This window comes from Streptomyces sp. Q2 (assembly GCF_056820935.1).
Window position 1 is genome coordinate 34,584 of the sequence record NZ_JBXEJE010000062.1, and the last position, 16,886, is coordinate 51,469.

Here is a 16,886-nt window from a genome sequence, read left to right on the forward strand (position 1 = left end):
CTGGGCGTCTCGGCGGACGCCCCGCACAGGGCGTCTCAGTACACGTCCCGCACGTACCGCTTCGCCGCCGCCAGCTGCTTCACCCACGCCGCGGCCTCGGTCTCGTCCAGCCCGCCGTGGGCGACCGCGATGTCCCGCAGGGCACGGTCCACGTCCTTCGCCATCCGGGAGGCGTCGCCGCAGACGTAGAAGTGGGCGCCGTCCTGGAGCCAGCGCCACAGCTCCGGGCCGTGCTCGCGCATCCGGTCCTGCACGTAGACCTTGTTGCGCTGGTCCCGGGAGAAGGCGGTGTCGAGGCGGGTCAGGGCGCCCTCGTCGAGCAGGGCGGTCAGCTCGTCCTCGTAGTAGAAGTCGGTGGCGCGGTGCTGCTCACCGAAGAACAGCCAGTTCGGCGCCCGGTGACCGAGTGCCAGGCGCTCCTGGAGGAAACCGACGAAAGGCGCGACGCCCGTACCGGGGCCGACCATCACCATCGGCGTCGACGCGTCGGCGGGCGGCCGGAAGTGCGGCGAGCGCTGCACGAACACCGGCACCTCGGTGTCCGCCTCGGCGTCGGCGAGGAAGGGCGAGCAGACCCCGCCGCGCGGCCGGCCGGCCAGGTTCTCGTAGCGCACGACCGACACCGTGAGCGAGACCTGGTGCGGATCGACGAGCGGGCTGGACGATATGGAGTACAGCCGCGGCTGCAGCTTCTTGAGGACGTCCGCCCAGTCCTGCGCGGCCGCCCGCACGGGGTGCTCGGCGAGCACGTCCACCGCCTGGCGGCCCCAGCTCCACTGCGCGAGGCCGTCCTTGTTGTCGGGACGCAGCAGCCTGCGCAACTCCCGGTCGTCACGGACGTGTTCGGCGACGAAGCGGAGCAGATCGGGGGTGATCCTCGTGATGTCCAGGTGCCGGTGCAGGGCCTCGGCGAAGGGAACATCACCCACACCCCCGAGGAAGACGGAGGTCGCTCCCTCGACGCCGGTCGCCGCGAGCCATTCCTCCACCAGTGCGGACGAGTTGACCGGCCGCACCCCGAGCGCGTCCCCGGCCTCGTACGTCAAGGACGTCCCGCTCGTGTCGAAGGTGAACCGCCTGACCTCCTTGCCCGCGCCGGCCCGGCTGAGCAGCCGGTTGCCGACGAGACGGGCGGCGGTGGGGGCCGGCTTGGGGGAGCGGGCGGGTTTCGCGGCCGGGGGCCCCGGGTCCGTCGCGGGCTCCTGGACGTCCGTCTTGGTGCCCAGCGCGCCGAGCACCTCGTCCAGCCACGCGTCCGCCGACGGCTCGAAGTCCGGTTCGCAGTCCGTGCGCGGCGCCAGCCGCACCGCGCCCAGCTCGTCCAGCCGTGCGTCCAGCCGGCGGCCGTGCCCGCAGAAGTCGGAGTACGAGGAATCGCCGAAGGCCAGGACGGCGTAGCGGACCCCTTCCAGGCGCGGTGCCTGCTCCCCGGACAGCGCCTCCCAGAAGCCGGAGCCGTTGTCCGGCGCGTCCCCGTCGCCGAAGGTGCTGGTGATCAGCAGCAGGTCGGCGCCGGACGGGAGCGCGCCCAGGTCGGTGTCGTCCATGCCGACGAGCGTCGCCGTGTGCCCGCTCTCGGACAGCCGGTCGGCGACGGCCCCCGCGAACTCCTCGGCGTTGCCGGTCTGCGAGGCCCACAGGATGACGACCTGACGGCCGCCCCGGACCTGCGGCTCGGCCGTGGTCCGCGAGTACATGCCGGCCAGGACGCCGTTCACCCACAGCGCGTGCTCGGGGCTGAAGGGCGCGTCCGGCGGGAGCACCGGGATGCCGGGGGCGCCGGAGTCGATGCCCGCGAGGAAACCGGTGAGGTAGAGCCGTTCCTGAGAGGTGAGCACGGGCGGCGGGGCCGGTGCGATCCCGAAGGGGTCCGCGCCCGGGGTGACGGCGGTCGGAACGAGGACGTCGGCGGGGACCGCCGGTGCAGCCGGTGCCGACACCCGTGTCAACGACACCGCGCACACCTTGAACTCCGGCTGGAACGACACCGGATCCACCGCGTCGCTCGTGACGGCGTTGACGCTCAGGTACTCCCCGAACAGGTCGTTCCAGTGGAACGGCGCGAAACAGGCCCCCGGCCGCACCCGGTCGGTGACCACCGCGGGCAGCACGGCCCGCCCCCGCCGCGACGCGACCTCCACCCGGTCGCCCTCCGAGATCCCCAGCTCCCGCGCGTCCTCGGGATGCAGCTCCACGAACGGCCCGAAGTTCAGCTTGTTGAGCTTGGCGACCTTCCCCGTCTTCGTCAGCGTGTGCCACTGGTGCTGCACCCGCCCGGTGTTCAGGACGAACGGGTAGTCGTCGTCCGGCATTTCGGCGGCCGGCATGTGCGGCCGCGCGTGAAAGACGGCCCGGCCGCTGGCGGTCGGGAACCGCAGCCCGCCTTCGCCGCCGACGTACCGGATCGGATTGCGCTCGGGCCCGTCCTCGGTGGCGGCCGGCCACTGCACGGGCGTCGACCGCAGCCGCTCGTACGTCACCCCGCGCAGGTCCCACCCGGTCACGGGGTTCCAGAAGCCCCGGATCTCCTCGAAGATCTCTTCGGCGCTCTCGTACGAGAACCCCGTCTCGTAGCCCATCTCCCGCGCCACGGCCGCGATGAGCCGCCAGTCCGCCGTCGCCTCGCCGGGCGGGTCGGCCACGGCCCGGGTCAGCGTGAGGGTGCGCTCGCTGTTGACGAAGACGCCCTCGCCCTCGGTCCACATCGCGCCGGGCAGCACGACGTCGGCGTACGCGTTGGTCTCGGTGTCGCCGAAGACGTCCTGGGTGACGACGAACTCGGCGGCCTCCAGGCCCTCGATGACGGTACGGCGGTTGGCGACCGAGGCGACCGGGTTGGTGCAGATGATCCAGCAGGCCCTGATCTCGCCGTCGGCCATCTTCTGGAACATCTCGACGGTGCCCTTGCCGACCCCGTCGGCCCGGACGGTTCCCGGCGGCAGCTCCCACAGCTCCTCGACGAACGCCCGCTCGTCCGGCACGAGCACCGACCGCTGCCCCGGCAGCCCCGGCCCCATGTAGCCCATCTCGCGGCCGCCCATCGCGTTGGGCTGGCCGGTGAGGGAGAAGGGCCCGCTGCCCGGACGGCAGATCGCGCCGGTCGCCAGATGCAGGTTGACCAGGGCGTTCGTGTTCCAGGTGCCGTGCGTGGACTGGTTGAGCCCCATGGTCCAGCAGCTCATCCACTCACCGGCCTCGCCGATCAGCCGCGCGGCCTCGCGCAGGTCGTCCTCGGCGAGCCCGGTGATCTCCGCGACGACGTCGGGCGCGTAGTCGGCCAGGAACTCCTCCATCGCCTCCCAGCCCTCGGTGTGGGCGGCGACGAACTCGGGGTCGGTGTGCCCGTTCTCGACCAGCAGACGCAGCAGCCCGTTCAGCAGAGCCAGGTCGGTACCCGGCTTGACCTGCAGGAACAGGTCCGCCTTGGCGGCGGTCGCGGTGCGCCGCGGGTCCACGACGATCAGCTTGGCGCCCGCCTTGACCCGCTCCATCATCCGCAGGAACAGGATCGGATGGCAGTCGGCCATGTTCGAGCCGATGACCAGGAAGACGTCCGCCTTGTCGAAGTCCTCGTACGAGCCCGGCGGGCCGTCGGCACCCAGCGACAGCTTGTATCCGGCGCCCGCGCTGGCCATGCACAGCCGCGAGTTCGACTCGATCTGGTTGGTGCGCACGAACCCCTTGGCCAGCTTGTTCGCCAGGTACTGGGCCTCCAGGCTCATCTGCCCGGAGACGTAGAAGGCGACGGCGTCCGGCCCGTGCTCGTCGATGATCGTGCGCAGCTTCCGCGCGGTCTCGGCGATCGCGTCGGTCACGGGCACCGGCACCGGCTCCTCGCCCCGGTCGTCCCGCACCAGCGCCGTGGTCAGCCGGCCGGGCGCGGCGAGCATCTCGGCCGTGGTCGCGCCCTTGGTGCACAGCCGTCCCGCGTTCGCCGGGTGCGCCTTGTCACCGGACGCCTTCAGGACCGTACGCCTGCCGTCCGGGCCCATCCCGACGTCGAGCAGCATGCCGCAGCCCACACCGCAGTACGAGCAGACCGTGCGCACCTGCTGCGTCTGCTGCGTCCGTGGGGTCGTCGTCATGCGACAACCGTACGAATTGCCCGTTACGCCTATGTGACACAACTTGATCACCAGGGGTTACGCCCGTTGCACAGGCGTCCCGGACGCGCTGTGAGGGGGTCGCGGAGTGTGTCGCTGTGGGCCGAACGGGTGACCATGCGTAAGAATTGCCCGATGCAGACAGCAGTGCGAGCCGAGAACGGAGCATGCCGGTGAACAGCCACGATGTCACCGACGAACAGTGGGAGGGGCTCGCCCAGGTCGTGCCGCTGCGGGGCCGGGACGCCTGGCCGTCCTCCGTGGGTCACCGGGCCATGCCCGAGGCCGAGACCGAGACCCGGCGGCGCTTCGTGGTGTTGAGGGTCACTGTCTTCGCGGACGCCCGCGAGGTCGCCGAGACGCTGATGGCGGGCATACCCGTCCTCCTCGACCTCACCGCCGCGGAGACCGACGTCGCCAAACGCATCCTCGACTTCAGCACCGGCGTCGTCTTCGGGCTGGCGAGCGGAATGCACCGGGTCGACAAGAACGTGTTCCTGCTCACGCCGGCCGGCACGGAGGTGACCGGCCTGATGGAAGGGGTGGGTGTGCCCGGCGCGTGAGGCCGGTCCCCCGATCGTAGGAAGGTCCTTCGGGCGGAACGGTTCGCCTGACGGCGGAGTCCTACGGTCCGCATATGACCGTGTCCTGCACGTCCCCCGTGTCCCCCACGTCCGGCTTACCCCCCGCTCCGGCGCCGTCCGGGGAGGGCACCGGGCGTCCGGACCGGCCGTGTGTCACCGAACTGCGCCTGTCCGCCTTCGCCGGGCACCGGCGTGCCGGATTCCCGCTCGGCCCGCTCACCCTGTTCGCCGGGCCCAGCGGCTGCGGCAAGACGACCGCGCTTCGGGCGTACGAGGCGCTCGCCCGGCTCGGCGGCGGGGCCGCCGTCGGCGAGGTGTTCCCCGACCCGGCCGCCTGCGTCCCCGACCGCGCCCGGCCCGACGCCCAGCGCCGGCGCGGTTTCCGCATCGGCTGCACGGCCGACGGACCCGAGGGCCCCGTCCGGCTCGACGTCGCGATCCAGGCCGAACCCGACCTGCGCATCGTGGGCGAGCGGTTGTCGACGGACGGCCTGGTCCTCCTGGAGACCGCCCTGCGCGACCCCTCGCGCCGCACCGTGCAGGCCGCCTGGCACACCGCGGGCTCCGCACCGGTCACCCGCGCCCCGCTGCCCGACGACCGGCTCGGCACCGCCCTGCTCCCGCTGCGCGTCGCCGGCAAGACGGACGGGCAGCGCAGAGTCCTCGCCGCCGCCGAACAGATGGTCGTCGCCCTGCGCTCCGTCTACGCGTGCGATCCACGCCCCGGCCGGATGCGCGCCCCCGTCCCGACCGGCACGGGGCGCTTGCTCGGTGGCTGCGACAACCTCGCCGACGTGCTCTGGCGCACCCGCACCGAATGCACGCGACGGCACGCGCAACTCGTCACGGCGGTGCGCGCCGGATGCGCCGGCCCCGTCACGGACCTGTACGCCGAACCGCTCACCGACGGAACCGTCCGTGCGCTGCTCGACCGGGGCGACGGGGTCCGCACGCGGCTCGGACGGCTGGGCGACGGCGAGTTGAGGTACCTCGCGCTGGCGCTGGTGCTGTTCACCGGACCCGGCGTGCTGGAGGTCGACCCGGTCGGCGAGGTGCCGGCGGCCCTGCAGACCCTCACCGTGCTCGCCGACAATCTCGACCGGGGCCTGGACCCACGCCAGCGGACCGAACTGCTGCGGCTCGCCGCCCGCATGTGCGACCGCGGCCACATCCGCCTGGTCGGCGCGGTGAGCGACGCGTCCTGGGCCGCCGGTGTCGCGGGAGTCACGGTGGTACACCTGAAGCCGTGACCGAACCTGTCGACGTGGCGAAACTGCAGCGCAGGCTGGCCGAGTTCGCCGCCGCGCGCAACTGGCAGCCGTACCACACCCCCAAGAACCTCGTCGCCGCGCTCAGCGTGGAGGCGTCCGAACTGGTCGAGATCTTCCAGTGGTTGACGCCGGAGGAGTCCACCCGCGTGATGGCCGACCCGGACACGGCGCACCGCGTCACGGACGAGGTGGCCGACGTCCTCGCGTATCTGCTCCAACTGTGCGAGGTGCTCGGCATCGACCCGCTGGCGGCGCTGGACGCCAAGATCGACCGGAACGAACGGAGGTTTCCGGCGCCGTAGGAGTCATCGCGGGAGCCATCGAGGGAACTCTCGCTGGAACTTGCGCGTCCGTTATCACTCTGCGGAGTCGAAAGCCGAGTCGAAATCGATTCGTTGTCCGAAGATTTCCCCCTTCCTCTGGCTTTTTGTCTCAGGCGCCCTCACTCTGGGTAGTGAACAAGGGAGTTCGGGCGGACGCGCCGCGCGCGCGTCGGACAGACGGGGGCAGCGCATGGACGCTGTGCGGCTCATCGTGGTGAGCAGGCGCGCCCTGGCGGGAGGCGGTGACGCGCCGCACGTCATGGCGGAGGTGTGGCAGGCACAGGCCCTGGCCCAGGCGATAGGCAGCCGCCTCGCGGTCGCGGGCCCGCCCGAACTGCGGGGCGAGGCGCTGGGGTTGACCGAGCTGGCGGGCAGAGGCTGCGGTGTCCTCGACCGCCCGGACATCGACACGGAACATCTCCGCGCCGCCCAGCTCACCGAACTGGGCGACGCCCGCCAGGCGCTCCTGTGCCTCGGCGGCCTTCTCGGCGAGGTGGGCATCGCCCTGGTGGGCCTCGCCAGCGCGGCGGACGACGAGGCCACGTACTGGCAGTGCATGGAAGCGATCGACGCGGCGGACGAATCGAGGGACAGGGTCCTGGACATGCTGCGAAGACTGGCCGACAGGGACGAGGCGTTGCCGGCGTAGGGAGGGGGGGCGGACGTGGAGGCGCGCGGTCGTGTGCCGCCCATCCGCGGGCAGTCGTGCCGCTGGGGCGGCACGGGTGGGCGCGGGCGGCGCCCCGTAAGCGCCGGGCTGCGCGACCCCCCCTCCACCCACCAGCGCCGCACCCCGTTCCCCCGGGGTGCGAACGGCCGTCAGCCGGCCTCCTTGCCCTCCACCCCTCCGCGCCCCGCGCACCCCGCGCCCCCGGCCGACTGCAGGTCCGCGTCCAGCGCCGACAGATCCGCGTTCAGCGCCGCCATCAGCTCCTCCATCTGCTGGAGCAGCCCCTTCGGCTGCCCGACAGCGGTGGCGGCACCGGCACTCCCACTCCCGCCCTGCTGCGGCACTGTTTCTTCGGACATGACGGCCTCCTCGGCCCAAGGCCCCCTCGGGGCCGACGCGGGTGACGGACGGCGCCCCCGCGGCGACCGTCCGGTGCGGGCGCCGGTCGGTCCGGCTCCGCCCGAGCCCAGCGATCACCGCCGTACCGGGTCACTGGCGAGGTCGCTCCTCGCGAGCGGCCCGGACGGATTTCACCCGACCGGGCACGGGTGCGACCCGAGGGACCGATGGGGTTGACGGTGATCGCAGCGTGCAGGATGGAGGCATGGATCTCCGCATCTTCACCGAGCCCCAGCAGGGCGCCACCTACGACACCCTTCTCACCGTCGCCAAGGCCACCGAAGATCTCGGCTTCGACGCGTTCTTCCGCTCCGACCACTACATGAAGATGGGCTCCGTGGACGGCCTCCCCGGCCCCACCGACGCCTGGATAACCCTGGCGGGGCTGGCCCGCGAGACGAAGCGCATCCGCCTCGGCACGCTGATGACCGCCGGAACGTTCCGGCTGCCCGGCGTGCTCGCCATCCAGGTCGCGCAGGTCGACCAGATGTCCGGCGGCCGCGTCGAACTGGGCCTGGGGGCGGGCTGGTTCGAGGAGGAGCACGCGGCGTACGGCATCCCCTTCCCGAAGGAGAAGTTCGGGCGCCTGGAGGAACAGCTGGAGATCGTCACCAAGCTGTGGGCGACGGAGATCGGCGAGACCTACGACTTCCACGGCAAGTACTACGACCTCACCGACTCGCCCGCGCTCCCCAAGCCCACCCAGCGCAAGATCCCGGTCCTCATCGGCGGCCACGGCGCCACCCGTACCCCGCGCCTGGCCGCCCGGTACGCCGACGAGTTCAACCTGCCGTTCGGCTCGATCGAGGACAGCGAGACCAAGTTCGGCCGGGTGCGTGCCGCCGCCGAGGAGGCGGGCCGCAAGGCGGACGAGATCACCTACTCCAACGCCCTCGTGGCCTGCGTCGGCAAGGACGACCAGGAGGTCGCCCGCCGGGCCGCCGCCATCGGCCGGGACGTCGACGAGCTGAAGGCCAACGGCCTGGCCGGCACCCCGTCCGAGGTCGTCGACACGATCGGCCGCCATGCCGAGGTCGGCTGCGAGCGGATCTACCTCCAGATCCTCGACCTGTCCGACCTGGACCACCTGGAGCTGATCTCCTCGCAGGTGCAGGCGCAGCTGTCCTAGCGCGCCGAAGGGTCACTGTGACAAGCCTGTGGCCGGAACTGTGGCCTCCACCACAGGTGATGTGATCCGGATGCTGGTGGGGTGGCCCGATGCGGAAAGCCACCCCCTTGCTCCCGGTCCTCGTCGCCGCCCTGCTTCTGGCCGGCTGCGGATCGGAGCGCGCCGGCTCCCCGGGCGGCGGAGCCGGCGCGACGCCCCAAACCCCGGTGTCCGATCCGGGGCTGGACGGTGCGCGGATCACCGGCCTGACCCTTCCGTCCCCCTCGACGCCCGGGATCGTCTCGGCACACTCCCCGGTCTCCGCCGCCTACGAGGTGGTCAACGACAGCTCAGAAGCGCTGACGTACACGATCCTGATCGACTTCACGACGGCCGCCGGCCAGGTGGTGACCAACACCCGGCAGACCGTGCGCGACGTCGAACCGGGCAGAACCGTGCGGCGGACCGTCGACATGCCGCTCCTGACGGGGGGCGGCGGGGACATGAAGGTGACGCGGGCGAAGGTCTCCGAGGTCACCGGCGTCCCCGCGGCCGAGGCGCCGGCCGAGCCGGGCACCTGCCCCTCCTCCGGGATCAACGTCACGACCGACGAGGGCGACGCCGCCATGGGGCTGCGTGTCGTGGGACTGTGGCTGGAGAACTGCGGCACCGCCGACTACCACGTGGAGGGCTACCCGCGGCTGACCCTCCTCGACGAGGACCGTGAACCGGTCGACGGCGTCAGGATCCTCCAGGGCGGCGGCGCCATCACCACCGCCGTCACCGGCTCCGACGACCCGCCCCGGCCCGTGACCCTGAAGCCCGGCGAACGCGCCCGGGCAAGCCTGGTGTGGCGCAACACGGCCCAAGCCGGGGTCGCCGTCAACGCCCCCTACGTCAGGGTCCGGGCGAAGTCCGGAGCCGCACCGGTCATGGTGACGCCCCACATCGACCTCGGGACCACCGGAAAGCTGGGGGTCGGCCCCTGGCAGGCGGAGGAGCGGTAGCGGCGCCGATAAACGAAAGCGCCGGTCGGCAAGGCTATGGGATCGTGTGACCGTCGTCCTGCCGCGCCCTCGGGATCACCTCCCTGAGGGCTTTCGCACGTACGACAGCCATCACATCCACCGGCCGGAGAGGCCTCCCTGTGTTTCTGACGATCAGTACCACCGGTACTCCCGAACGCCCCGCCACCGACCTCGGCTTCCTGCTGCACAAGCATCCCGAGAAGGCGCAGGCGTTCTCCACGTCCTACGGCAAGGCGCACGTCCTCTACCCCGAGGCGGATGCCGAGCGCTGCACGGCGGCGCTGTTGCTGGAGGTCGACGCGGTGGCACTGGTCAGGCGCGGCAAGGGCAAGGGGCGCGGCGGCGCACCGGACGCGGCACTCGCGCAGTACGTCAACGACCGCCCGTACGCCGCCTCCTCGCTGCTCGCCGTAGCGCTGAGCGCCGTCTTCTCCAGCGCGATGCGGGGCGTGTGCACCGCCAGGCCCGAAGCCGCCGAGCAGCCCCGGCCGTTGCGCATCGAGGTGCCCGCGCTTCCGGCCAGGGGCGGACCGGAACTCGTACGTCGTCTCTTCGAGCCGCTCGGCTGGGCGGTGAGCGCCGAACCGGTGGCGCTGGACAGCGAGTTCCCGGAGTGGGGCGACTCGCGGTACGTCCGTCTCGTCCTGGAGTCGCAGGCGCTGACCCTCGCCGAGGCGCTGCGTCACCTGTACGTGCTGCTCCCCGTCCTCGACGACGCCAAGCACTACTGGGTGGCTCCCGACGAGGTCGACAAGCTGCTGCGGGCCGGTGAGGGCTGGCTGCCCGAGCACCCGGAGCAGAAGCTGATCACCAGCCGCTATCTGTCGCGCCGCTGGTCGCTGACCCGGCAGGCGATGGAGCGGCTGGAACTGGTGCGGCTGGCCGAGGCCGACGACACGGAGGTCGAGGAGATCGACAACGCCGTCGAGGCGGAGGTCGAGACCGAGGAGAAGCCGACCCCGCTCGCCGTGCAGCGCCGGGACGCGATCGTCACCGCGCTCCAGGCGTCCGGCGCCGCTCGGGTGCTCGACCTCGGCTGCGGGCAGGGCCAGTTGGTGCAGGCGCTGCTCAAGGACCCGCGGTTCACCGAGATCGTCGGCACCGACGTGTCGATGCGGGCACTCACCATCGCCTCCCGGCGGCTGAAGCTGGACCGCATGGGGGAGCGACAGGCCTCGCGCGTCCAGCTCTTCCAGAGCTCGCTGGCGTACACCGACAACCGGCTCAAGGGGTACGACGCCGCCGTGCTCAGCGAGGTGATCGAGCACCTCGACCTGCCCCGGCTGCCCGCCCTGGAGTACGCGGTGTTCGGCGCGGCCCGTCCGCGCACGGTGCTGGTGACGACCCCGAACGTCGAGTACAACGTCCGCTGGGAGAGCCTCCCGGCCGGGCACGTCCGGCACGGCGACCACCGCTTCGAATGGACGCGCGCGGAGTTCCGCACCTGGGCCGAGGCGGTGGCCGAACGGCACGGCTACGGCGTCGAGTTCGTCCCCGTCGGACCGGACGATCCCGAGGTGGGTCCGCCCACGCAGATGGCCGTGTTCCGTATCAAGACCGTGAGCGAGAAGGAGGCGAAGGCGGCATGACCGAGACCGAGAGCAAGACCGAGACGCAGACCAAGGGACGGGTCCTCCCCGTCACCGACCTCTCCCTCGTCGTCCTCGTCGGCGCCTCCGGCTCCGGCAAGTCCACCTTCGCCCGCCGGCACTTCAAGCCGACCGAGATCATCTCCTCCGACTTCTGCCGCGGCCTGGTCTCCGACGACGAGAACGACCAGAGCGCGAGCCGGGACGCCTTCGACGTCCTGCACTACATCGCGGGCAAGCGCCTCGCGGCCGGCCGCCGCACGGTCGTCGACGCGACCAGCGTGCAGCAGGACAGCAGGCGTCAGCTGATCGACCTGGCCAGGGAGTACGACGTACTGCCCATCGCCATCGTGCTCGACGTGCCGGAGGAGGTGTGCGCCGCACGCAACGCGGCCCGTACCGACCGCGCCGACATGCCACGCCGGGTGATCGGCCGCCACATCCGCGAACTGCGCCGTTCCGTAAGGAACTTGGAGCGCGAGGGCTTCCGCAAGGTACACATCCTCCGAGGCGTCGAGGACATCGAGGACGCCACCGTCGTCACCGAGAAGCGCTTCAACGACCTCACCCACCTCAACGGCCCCTTCGACATCGTCGGCGACATCCACGGCTGCGCCTCCGAACTGGAGACGCTCCTCGGCAAGCTGGGCTACACCGACGGCGTCCATCCTGAGGGCCGCACCGCGGTCTTCGTCGGCGACCTGGTCGACCGCGGTCCTGACAGCCCGGGCGTGCTGCGCCGCGTGATGTCGATGGTGCAGTCGGGCAACGCCCTGTGCGTGCCCGGCAACCACGAGAACAAGTACGGCCGTTACCTCAAGGGCCGCAACGTCCAGCACACCCACGGACTCGCCGAGACCATCGAGCAGATGAACGGCGAGAGCGAGGAGTTCAAGCAGCGGGTACGGACGTTCATCGACGGGCTCGTCAGCCACTACGTCCTCGACGGCGGCCGCCTGGTCGTCTGCCACGCCGGTCTGCCGGAGAAGTACCACGGCCGTACCTCCGGCCGGGTCCGCTCGCACGCCCTGTACGGCGACACCACCGGGGAGACCGACGAGTTCGGGCTGCCGGTGCGCTACCCGTGGGCGGAGGACTACCGCGGCCGGGCCGCCGTGGTCTACGGCCACACCCCCGTCCCCGAGGCCACCTGGCTCAACAACACCATCTGCCTGGACACCGGAGCCGTCTTCGGCGGCAAGCTCACCGCGCTGCGCTGGCCGGAGCGCGAACTGGTCGACGTACCGGCGGAGCGGATGTGGTACGAGCCGGCCAAGCCGCTGCGCAGCGAGGCGCCGGGCGGGCACGACGGACGTCCGCTCGACCTCGCGGACGTGCACGGCCGCCGGATCGTGGAGACACGGCACGCGGGCCGGGTGTCGGTCCGGGAGGAGAACGCCGCGGCGGCCCTGGAGGTCATGAGCCGCTTCGCGGTCGACCCGCGGCTGCTGCCGTACCTTCCGCCGACCATGGCGCCGACGGCCACCTCGCACATCGAGGGGTACCTGGAGCACCCGGCCGAGGCCTTCGCCCAGTACCAGGAGGACGGCGTCGAGCGGGTCGTGTGCGAGGAGAAGCACATGGGCTCGCGGGCGGTGGCCCTGGTGTGCCGGGACGCGGAGGCGGCCCGCAAGCGCTTCGGCGTGGACGGCCCCACGGGCTCGCTCTACACGCGCACCGGCCGCCCCTTCTTCGACGACGAGGCGGTGACCGAGGAGATCCTGGGCCGCCTGCGGACGGCGATCGAAGAGGCGGGCCTGTGGTCCGAACTCGACACGGACTGGCTGCTGTTGGACGCCGAGCTGATGCCGTGGTCGCTGAAGGCCTCCGGCCTCCTGCGGTCGCAGTACGCGGCCGTGGGCGCCGCCTCCGGCGCGGTGTTCCCGGGTGCGCTGGCCGCCCTGGAGGGCGCGGCGGCACGCGGCGTCGACGTGTCGGACCTGCTCACCCGCCAGCGCGAACGGGCCGACACCGCCGCGAAGTTCACGGACGCCTACCGGCGCTACTGCTGGACCACGGACGGCCTCGACGGCGTCCGCCTGGCACCGTTCCAGATCCTCGCCGTACAGGGCCGCAGCCTCGCCGCCCTGCCGCACGACGAGCAGCTCGTCCTGCTCGACCGGCTCGTGGAGCACGACGGCAGCGGACTGCTCCAGACCACCCGACGCCTGTACGTCGACACCGCCGACCCGGAGTCGGTGCGAGCCGGCGTCGACTGGTGGCTGGAGATGACCGGCCGCGGCGGCGAGGGCATGGTCGTCAAACCGGTCGGCGCGGTGGTGCGCAGCGCGGCCGGCCGCCTGGTGCAGCCCGGCATCAAGTGCCGGGGCCGTGAGTACCTGCGGATCATCTACGGTCCGGAGTACACACGCCCGGAGAACCTCGCCCGGCTCCGCGGCCGGTTCCTGAACCACAAGCGCTCCCTCGCGATCCGCGAGTACGCGCTCGGCCTGGAGGCACTGGACCGGCTGGCCGAGGGGGAGCCGCTGTGGCGGGTGCACGAGGCGGTGTTCGGGGTGCTGGCGCTGGAGTCGGAGCCGGTGGACCCGAGGCTGTAGCCGCCGACAGCGCCCCGTGGGACCCCGCGAGGGTCGATTTCCGGTCGAGTCGCCCAACTGCGGCGCGTCCGGCCGGACTTCGGCCCGCGCGTCCCCACTTGTCCCTGGTTAACCGCCAGTTGCCATGCTAACTTCGCAGGTCGGTCAGGCAGGCGTACCGGCTTCATGGGGGACAGTCGGTGGAGACAGGCGCGGGGTGGGACAGGCCCGAGGACGGTTCCGCGCGCCCGCGGGGGCTTCAGCTCCTCCAGGACCTGACCGACGGCCTGTGCGAGCTGACCTGCACGGAGGACTCCGAGAGCCGCCGCCAGTTCGCCGTGCTCCTCGGACAGCACCTCGGCCGACCGGTCGACGTACGCGGTGTCCGGCAACGCGAGGACGTGGTGGCGCTGGTGCGCGTCGCGCTGAACGTGGCGGGCGGGGAACGCGTACTGGTCGGGGTGGTCCGCCTCCTCGAAGGAAACCCGGCGGGCGACGAACTCGACCGGCTGATCGACCCCTTCCCGGCCGCCGCCCTCGAGACGCCGCTCGGCCCCCTCAGCCGCGACGACGAGAACAGCGCCCGCGCCGTCCTGGCCAAGGGCGAGATCTCCGCGAGCCGGCTGCGCGACGACCTGGTCGGCGAGCTCGGCGGCCTGGACCTGCCCACCGGGCTCTTACCGGAGCAGCTCCTGACCCACGTCCTGGAGTGGAACACCCAGCCCGACGGCCTGCCGCCCGCCGTGCTCCTCCTGGACCGGGCGGCCCGGCTCGCCCTCGCCCCCGGCCATCGCGCCGCCCTGTCCGGCTGGGCCGACGACTGGGCCCGGCGCGCCGGACTGACCGGGGAACTGGAGCGGCGCAGGGCCGCGCGCCCAGCCGTGGTGAGCGACCCCGACATCCCGCGCTGCCTGATCGTCGCCGTCGAACCGGCCCGGGACGGCACCGGCGAGATCGTCGTACGCCCCTGGCTCAACACCGTCCCCGGCCACTGGAACCCCCAGCCCGGCGAACCGGCCACCACCACCCTCGACGGCCTGGGCGCCGCCGTCGAGCAGGCCCTCGGGCAGGGCGCCCGGCTCTGGTCGGTGCCGCGCGAACCCGACCCGAGCGGACGCCTGCAGCCGCCGCCCTACATCGAGTTCCTGCTGCCGTACGACCTCCTCAACCACGACGTGGCCGCGCTGACCCACCGGATCGGCGACGGACGGCCGCTGCCGCTCGGGCTGAAGTACGGGGTGCACCTGCGGAGCCTGGAGCGCATGCGCAGCAAGGACACCCTGGTCAGGGAGCAGTGGCGGGAGCGCTGGCGCACTCTGCGGGAGCACGGGGTCACGGTGCACGGCTGGAGTGAACCGGATGGTGGGCGCCTGGACGCATGGCAGGCGGTGCTCGCTGGGGAGAACAGACATACGGCCGTGGTGCTGGACGCTCCGGCCGACCGCCTTGCCCTGGAGGCGCTCAAGGCCGCCATCGCGGAGGGGATCGGACTCGCGGTCTGGGACCGCAGAGGGGTTTTCGACGAGGAACGCCGGGAGGTGGTGACCGCCGTGTTCGCCGCCGTGCCGACGCCCGCGCAGATCCCGACGGCCATTCACCGGCTGCGTCGGAAAGCCGAGTTGAACGCCGCGGGGCCGAGCCGGTTCCTCGGCCGTCACATCGGCTTCTTCTGGGACGACCCCACCCGACTCGTTGACATCGATCCCGGCGATCTCGCCGGCGAGGAGGCACCGGCATGAGCGCGCACGAGCAGACGTCCCCGAACGGCTGGCGCGTCTTCCACGCCACGGGCAGTGCCCCGGCCGTCCCGCCCCGGCTGCCGGAGCCGCCGCCCTGGCGCCGGTTCCGCGGCGAGCCGCTCCAGCCCGCCCCGCCGGACGACCCGGAGGCCGCGCTGCGCCGCCTGGGCCCCGGCGACATCACCCCGCAGCTCGGCCCGGACGAGATCGACACCGTCAACGCCGCCCTGCTGCTGCGCAGGCCCCTGCTGATCACCGGCCCGCCCGGCGTCGGCAAGTCCACCCTGGCCTACCTGCTCTCCCGCGAACTGGGCCTGGGCCGGGTCCTGGAGTGGAACATCGTCAGCCGTACCACCCTGCGCGACGGCCTGTACGTCCACGACGCCATGGGACGCGCCCAGGCCATCGCCGCCTGGCAGGCGGGACCGAGGGACGTGGGCCTCCCCGAGTGGGCCGGTGCGCGGGCGGCCGACGAGGGGCCCGTCGCGGACGTCAACACGGCCCTCTCGTCAAGAGATCGTCAACTCCCGCCGTTCCTCGGGGACTTCATCACCCTCGGCCCCCTCGGCACCGCCCTGCTGCCCTACGATCGTCCCCGTGTGCTTCTCGTCGACGAGCTCGACAAGAGCGACATCGACCTGCCGAACGACCTGTTGCACGTCCTGGAGAACGGAAGCTATGACGTCCCCGAGCTGGTGCGCGAAGCCGCGGACACCGCGCGCGTCCACACCAGCGACCCCGGGGGCCACGCCCTGGTGCGCGGTGGCCGGGTCGAGGCGCGGGAGTTCCCGGTCGTGGTGATCACCAGCAACGGGGAACGCGAATTCCCCGCGGCCTTCCGCCGGCGCTGCCTGCCGCTGGAGATGCGCACCCCCACTCGGGAACAACTCCTGGCCATGGTCGAAGGGCACCTCGGAGCCCGCCCGCAGGGCACCGAAGACCTGGTCGACCTGTTCGTCCAGCGGGTCCAGGCAGGCGGAACCCACTCCCTCGACCAGCTACTCAACGCTGTCCAGATGACTACCGCGGGTGGTTTCCAGGCGGATGGTGCCGGGCGTAAGCTCGTGGAAATGCTGCTCCGCGACCTCGCGAAGGGCCGCTGAATGACCGGCTTTCCCAGGGAGCGCGCGTCCGGGCTCGGCGACGAGAATCCTGTTTCGGGGTCGTCGCCTCCTTCGGCGTTCCCCGAGTCCGTCGAGTATCCGCGAGAGCACGGAGCGACATTCCCCGCCGCCCTCGACCAGGACGCACCGGCCCGCCCGCCCCACGCCGAGGAACAGTCCGCGCCGCGCTGGCAGGAGGTCGCCGACGCGGTCTGGCTCGCCGCCCACTGGTCCCGCCACGACCGTCCGGCCGGGGAAGACACCGAGCACCCCGACACCACGCCCACCGCGCGGCCCACGAGCCCGGACGCCGACGCCGTACGACCCCCCGAGACGCCCGCGGCCGCCGAGGCCGGCCCCGCGACCCCGCCCGCCGACGATGCCGTACGGCCGCCGCGACGATCACCCGCCGACGCCGGCACCCCTCGCCCG

General features: G+C 72.2%; 12 protein-coding genes and 1 pseudogene. 11 read left to right on the forward strand and 2 right to left on the reverse strand.

What is annotated here, in order from left to right; all coding sequences use genetic code 11:
- Positions 1-35 precede the first annotated feature (35 nt).
- Positions 36-4,085, reverse strand: coding sequence for a bifunctional nitrate reductase/sulfite reductase flavoprotein subunit alpha (locus ACWBNA_RS43255; protein ID WP_482710108.1), 4,050 nt, complete (start codon positions 4,083-4,085; stop codon positions 36-38).
- Positions 4,086-4,270: 185 nt separating this feature from the next.
- Between ACWBNA_RS43255 and ACWBNA_RS43260 the strand changes: the two genes are divergently transcribed.
- The 4 genes from ACWBNA_RS43260 to ACWBNA_RS43275 all read left to right on the forward strand — a co-directional run bounded on the left by ACWBNA_RS43260 (position 4,271) and on the right by ACWBNA_RS43275 (position 6,930).
- Complete coding sequence (locus tag ACWBNA_RS43260; protein ID WP_482710109.1) at positions 4,271-4,666, forward strand: cell division protein SepF; 396 nt, start codon at positions 4,271-4,273, stop codon at positions 4,664-4,666.
- A gap of 74 nt (positions 4,667-4,740) precedes the next feature.
- Positions 4,741-5,937, forward strand: coding sequence for an AAA family ATPase (locus tag ACWBNA_RS43265; RefSeq protein WP_482710110.1), 1,197 nt, complete (start codon positions 4,741-4,743; stop codon positions 5,935-5,937).
- Complete coding sequence (locus ACWBNA_RS43270) at positions 5,934-6,260, forward strand: nucleotide pyrophosphohydrolase (protein ID WP_482710111.1); 327 nt, start codon at positions 5,934-5,936, stop codon at positions 6,258-6,260. The genes ACWBNA_RS43265 and ACWBNA_RS43270 overlap by 4 nt, the downstream gene beginning before the upstream one ends.
- A gap of 211 nt (positions 6,261-6,471) precedes the next feature.
- The gene (locus ACWBNA_RS43275; protein WP_482710112.1) at positions 6,472-6,930 is read left to right on the forward strand and encodes a DUF6099 family protein; all 459 of its coding nucleotides are present in this window, start codon (positions 6,472-6,474) and stop codon (positions 6,928-6,930) included.
- 170 nt (positions 6,931-7,100) lie between these two features.
- On the opposite strand, the gene ACWBNA_RS43280 is transcribed toward ACWBNA_RS43275, so the two are convergent.
- Entirely contained in the window at positions 7,101-7,310 is a 210-nt protein-coding gene (locus ACWBNA_RS43280) for a hypothetical protein (protein ID WP_482710113.1), read from the reverse strand.
- Between the two features lie 245 nt (positions 7,311-7,555).
- On the opposite strand from ACWBNA_RS43280, the gene ACWBNA_RS43285 reads away from it, so the two are divergent.
- From ACWBNA_RS43285 to ACWBNA_RS43315, 7 genes and pseudogenes are all read left to right on the forward strand, one after another.
- Positions 7,556-8,479, forward strand: a complete 924-nt coding sequence (locus ACWBNA_RS43285; RefSeq protein ID WP_482710114.1) for an LLM class F420-dependent oxidoreductase — start codon at positions 7,556-7,558, stop codon at positions 8,477-8,479.
- A gap of 89 nt (positions 8,480-8,568) precedes the next feature.
- Positions 8,569-9,465 carry a DUF4232 domain-containing protein gene (locus ACWBNA_RS43290; RefSeq protein ID WP_482710115.1) on the forward strand — a complete coding sequence of 299 codons (897 nt, stop codon included), beginning with the start codon at positions 8,569-8,571 and terminating at the stop codon, positions 9,463-9,465.
- Positions 9,466-9,605: 140 nt separating this feature from the next.
- Positions 9,606-11,075: a 3' terminal RNA ribose 2'-O-methyltransferase Hen1 gene (locus ACWBNA_RS43295; protein WP_482710116.1), complete on the forward strand. Its 1,470-nt coding sequence runs from the start codon at positions 9,606-9,608 to the stop codon at positions 11,073-11,075.
- The gene (locus ACWBNA_RS43300) at positions 11,072-13,633 is read left to right on the forward strand and encodes a polynucleotide kinase-phosphatase (protein WP_482710117.1); all 2,562 of its coding nucleotides are present in this window, start codon (positions 11,072-11,074) and stop codon (positions 13,631-13,633) included. The genes ACWBNA_RS43295 and ACWBNA_RS43300 overlap by 4 nt, the downstream gene beginning before the upstream one ends.
- A 179-nt stretch (positions 13,634-13,812) precedes the next feature.
- Positions 13,813-15,351, forward strand: coding sequence for a VMAP-C domain-containing protein (locus ACWBNA_RS43305; RefSeq protein WP_482710118.1), 1,539 nt, complete (start codon positions 13,813-13,815; stop codon positions 15,349-15,351).
- Positions 15,348-16,454 carry an AAA family ATPase gene (locus ACWBNA_RS43310; protein WP_482710119.1) on the forward strand — a complete coding sequence of 369 codons (1,107 nt, stop codon included), beginning with the start codon at positions 15,348-15,350 and terminating at the stop codon, positions 16,452-16,454. Before ACWBNA_RS43305 ends, ACWBNA_RS43310 begins: the two co-directional genes overlap by 4 nt.
- Positions 16,455-16,886: pseudogene (locus ACWBNA_RS43315) on the forward strand (hypothetical protein); the annotation flags it as partial.

What these genes read in the sequence shown, in the direction of transcription:
- ACWBNA_RS43255 (WP_482710108.1), bottom strand. Translation starts at nt 4,085, where the DNA reads ATGACGACGACCCCACGGACGCAGCAGACGCAGCAGGTGCGCACGGTC.
- ACWBNA_RS43260 (WP_482710109.1), top strand. Translation starts at nt 4,271, where the DNA reads ATGCCGGTGAACAGCCACGATGTCACCGACGAACAGTGGGAGGGGCTC.
- ACWBNA_RS43265 (WP_482710110.1), top strand. Translation starts at nt 4,741, where the DNA reads ATGACCGTGTCCTGCACGTCCCCCGTGTCCCCCACGTCCGGCTTACCC.
- ACWBNA_RS43275 (WP_482710112.1), top strand. Translation starts at nt 6,472, where the DNA reads ATGGACGCTGTGCGGCTCATCGTGGTGAGCAGGCGCGCCCTGGCGGGA.
- ACWBNA_RS43280 (WP_482710113.1), bottom strand. Translation starts at nt 7,310, where the DNA reads ATGTCCGAAGAAACAGTGCCGCAGCAGGGCGGGAGTGGGAGTGCCGGT.
- ACWBNA_RS43285 (WP_482710114.1), top strand. Translation starts at nt 7,556, where the DNA reads ATGGATCTCCGCATCTTCACCGAGCCCCAGCAGGGCGCCACCTACGAC.
- ACWBNA_RS43290 (WP_482710115.1), top strand. Translation starts at nt 8,569, where the DNA reads ATGCGGAAAGCCACCCCCTTGCTCCCGGTCCTCGTCGCCGCCCTGCTT.
- ACWBNA_RS43300 (WP_482710117.1), top strand. Translation starts at nt 11,072, where the DNA reads ATGACCGAGACCGAGAGCAAGACCGAGACGCAGACCAAGGGACGGGTC.
- ACWBNA_RS43310 (WP_482710119.1), top strand. Translation starts at nt 15,348, where the DNA reads ATGAGCGCGCACGAGCAGACGTCCCCGAACGGCTGGCGCGTCTTCCAC.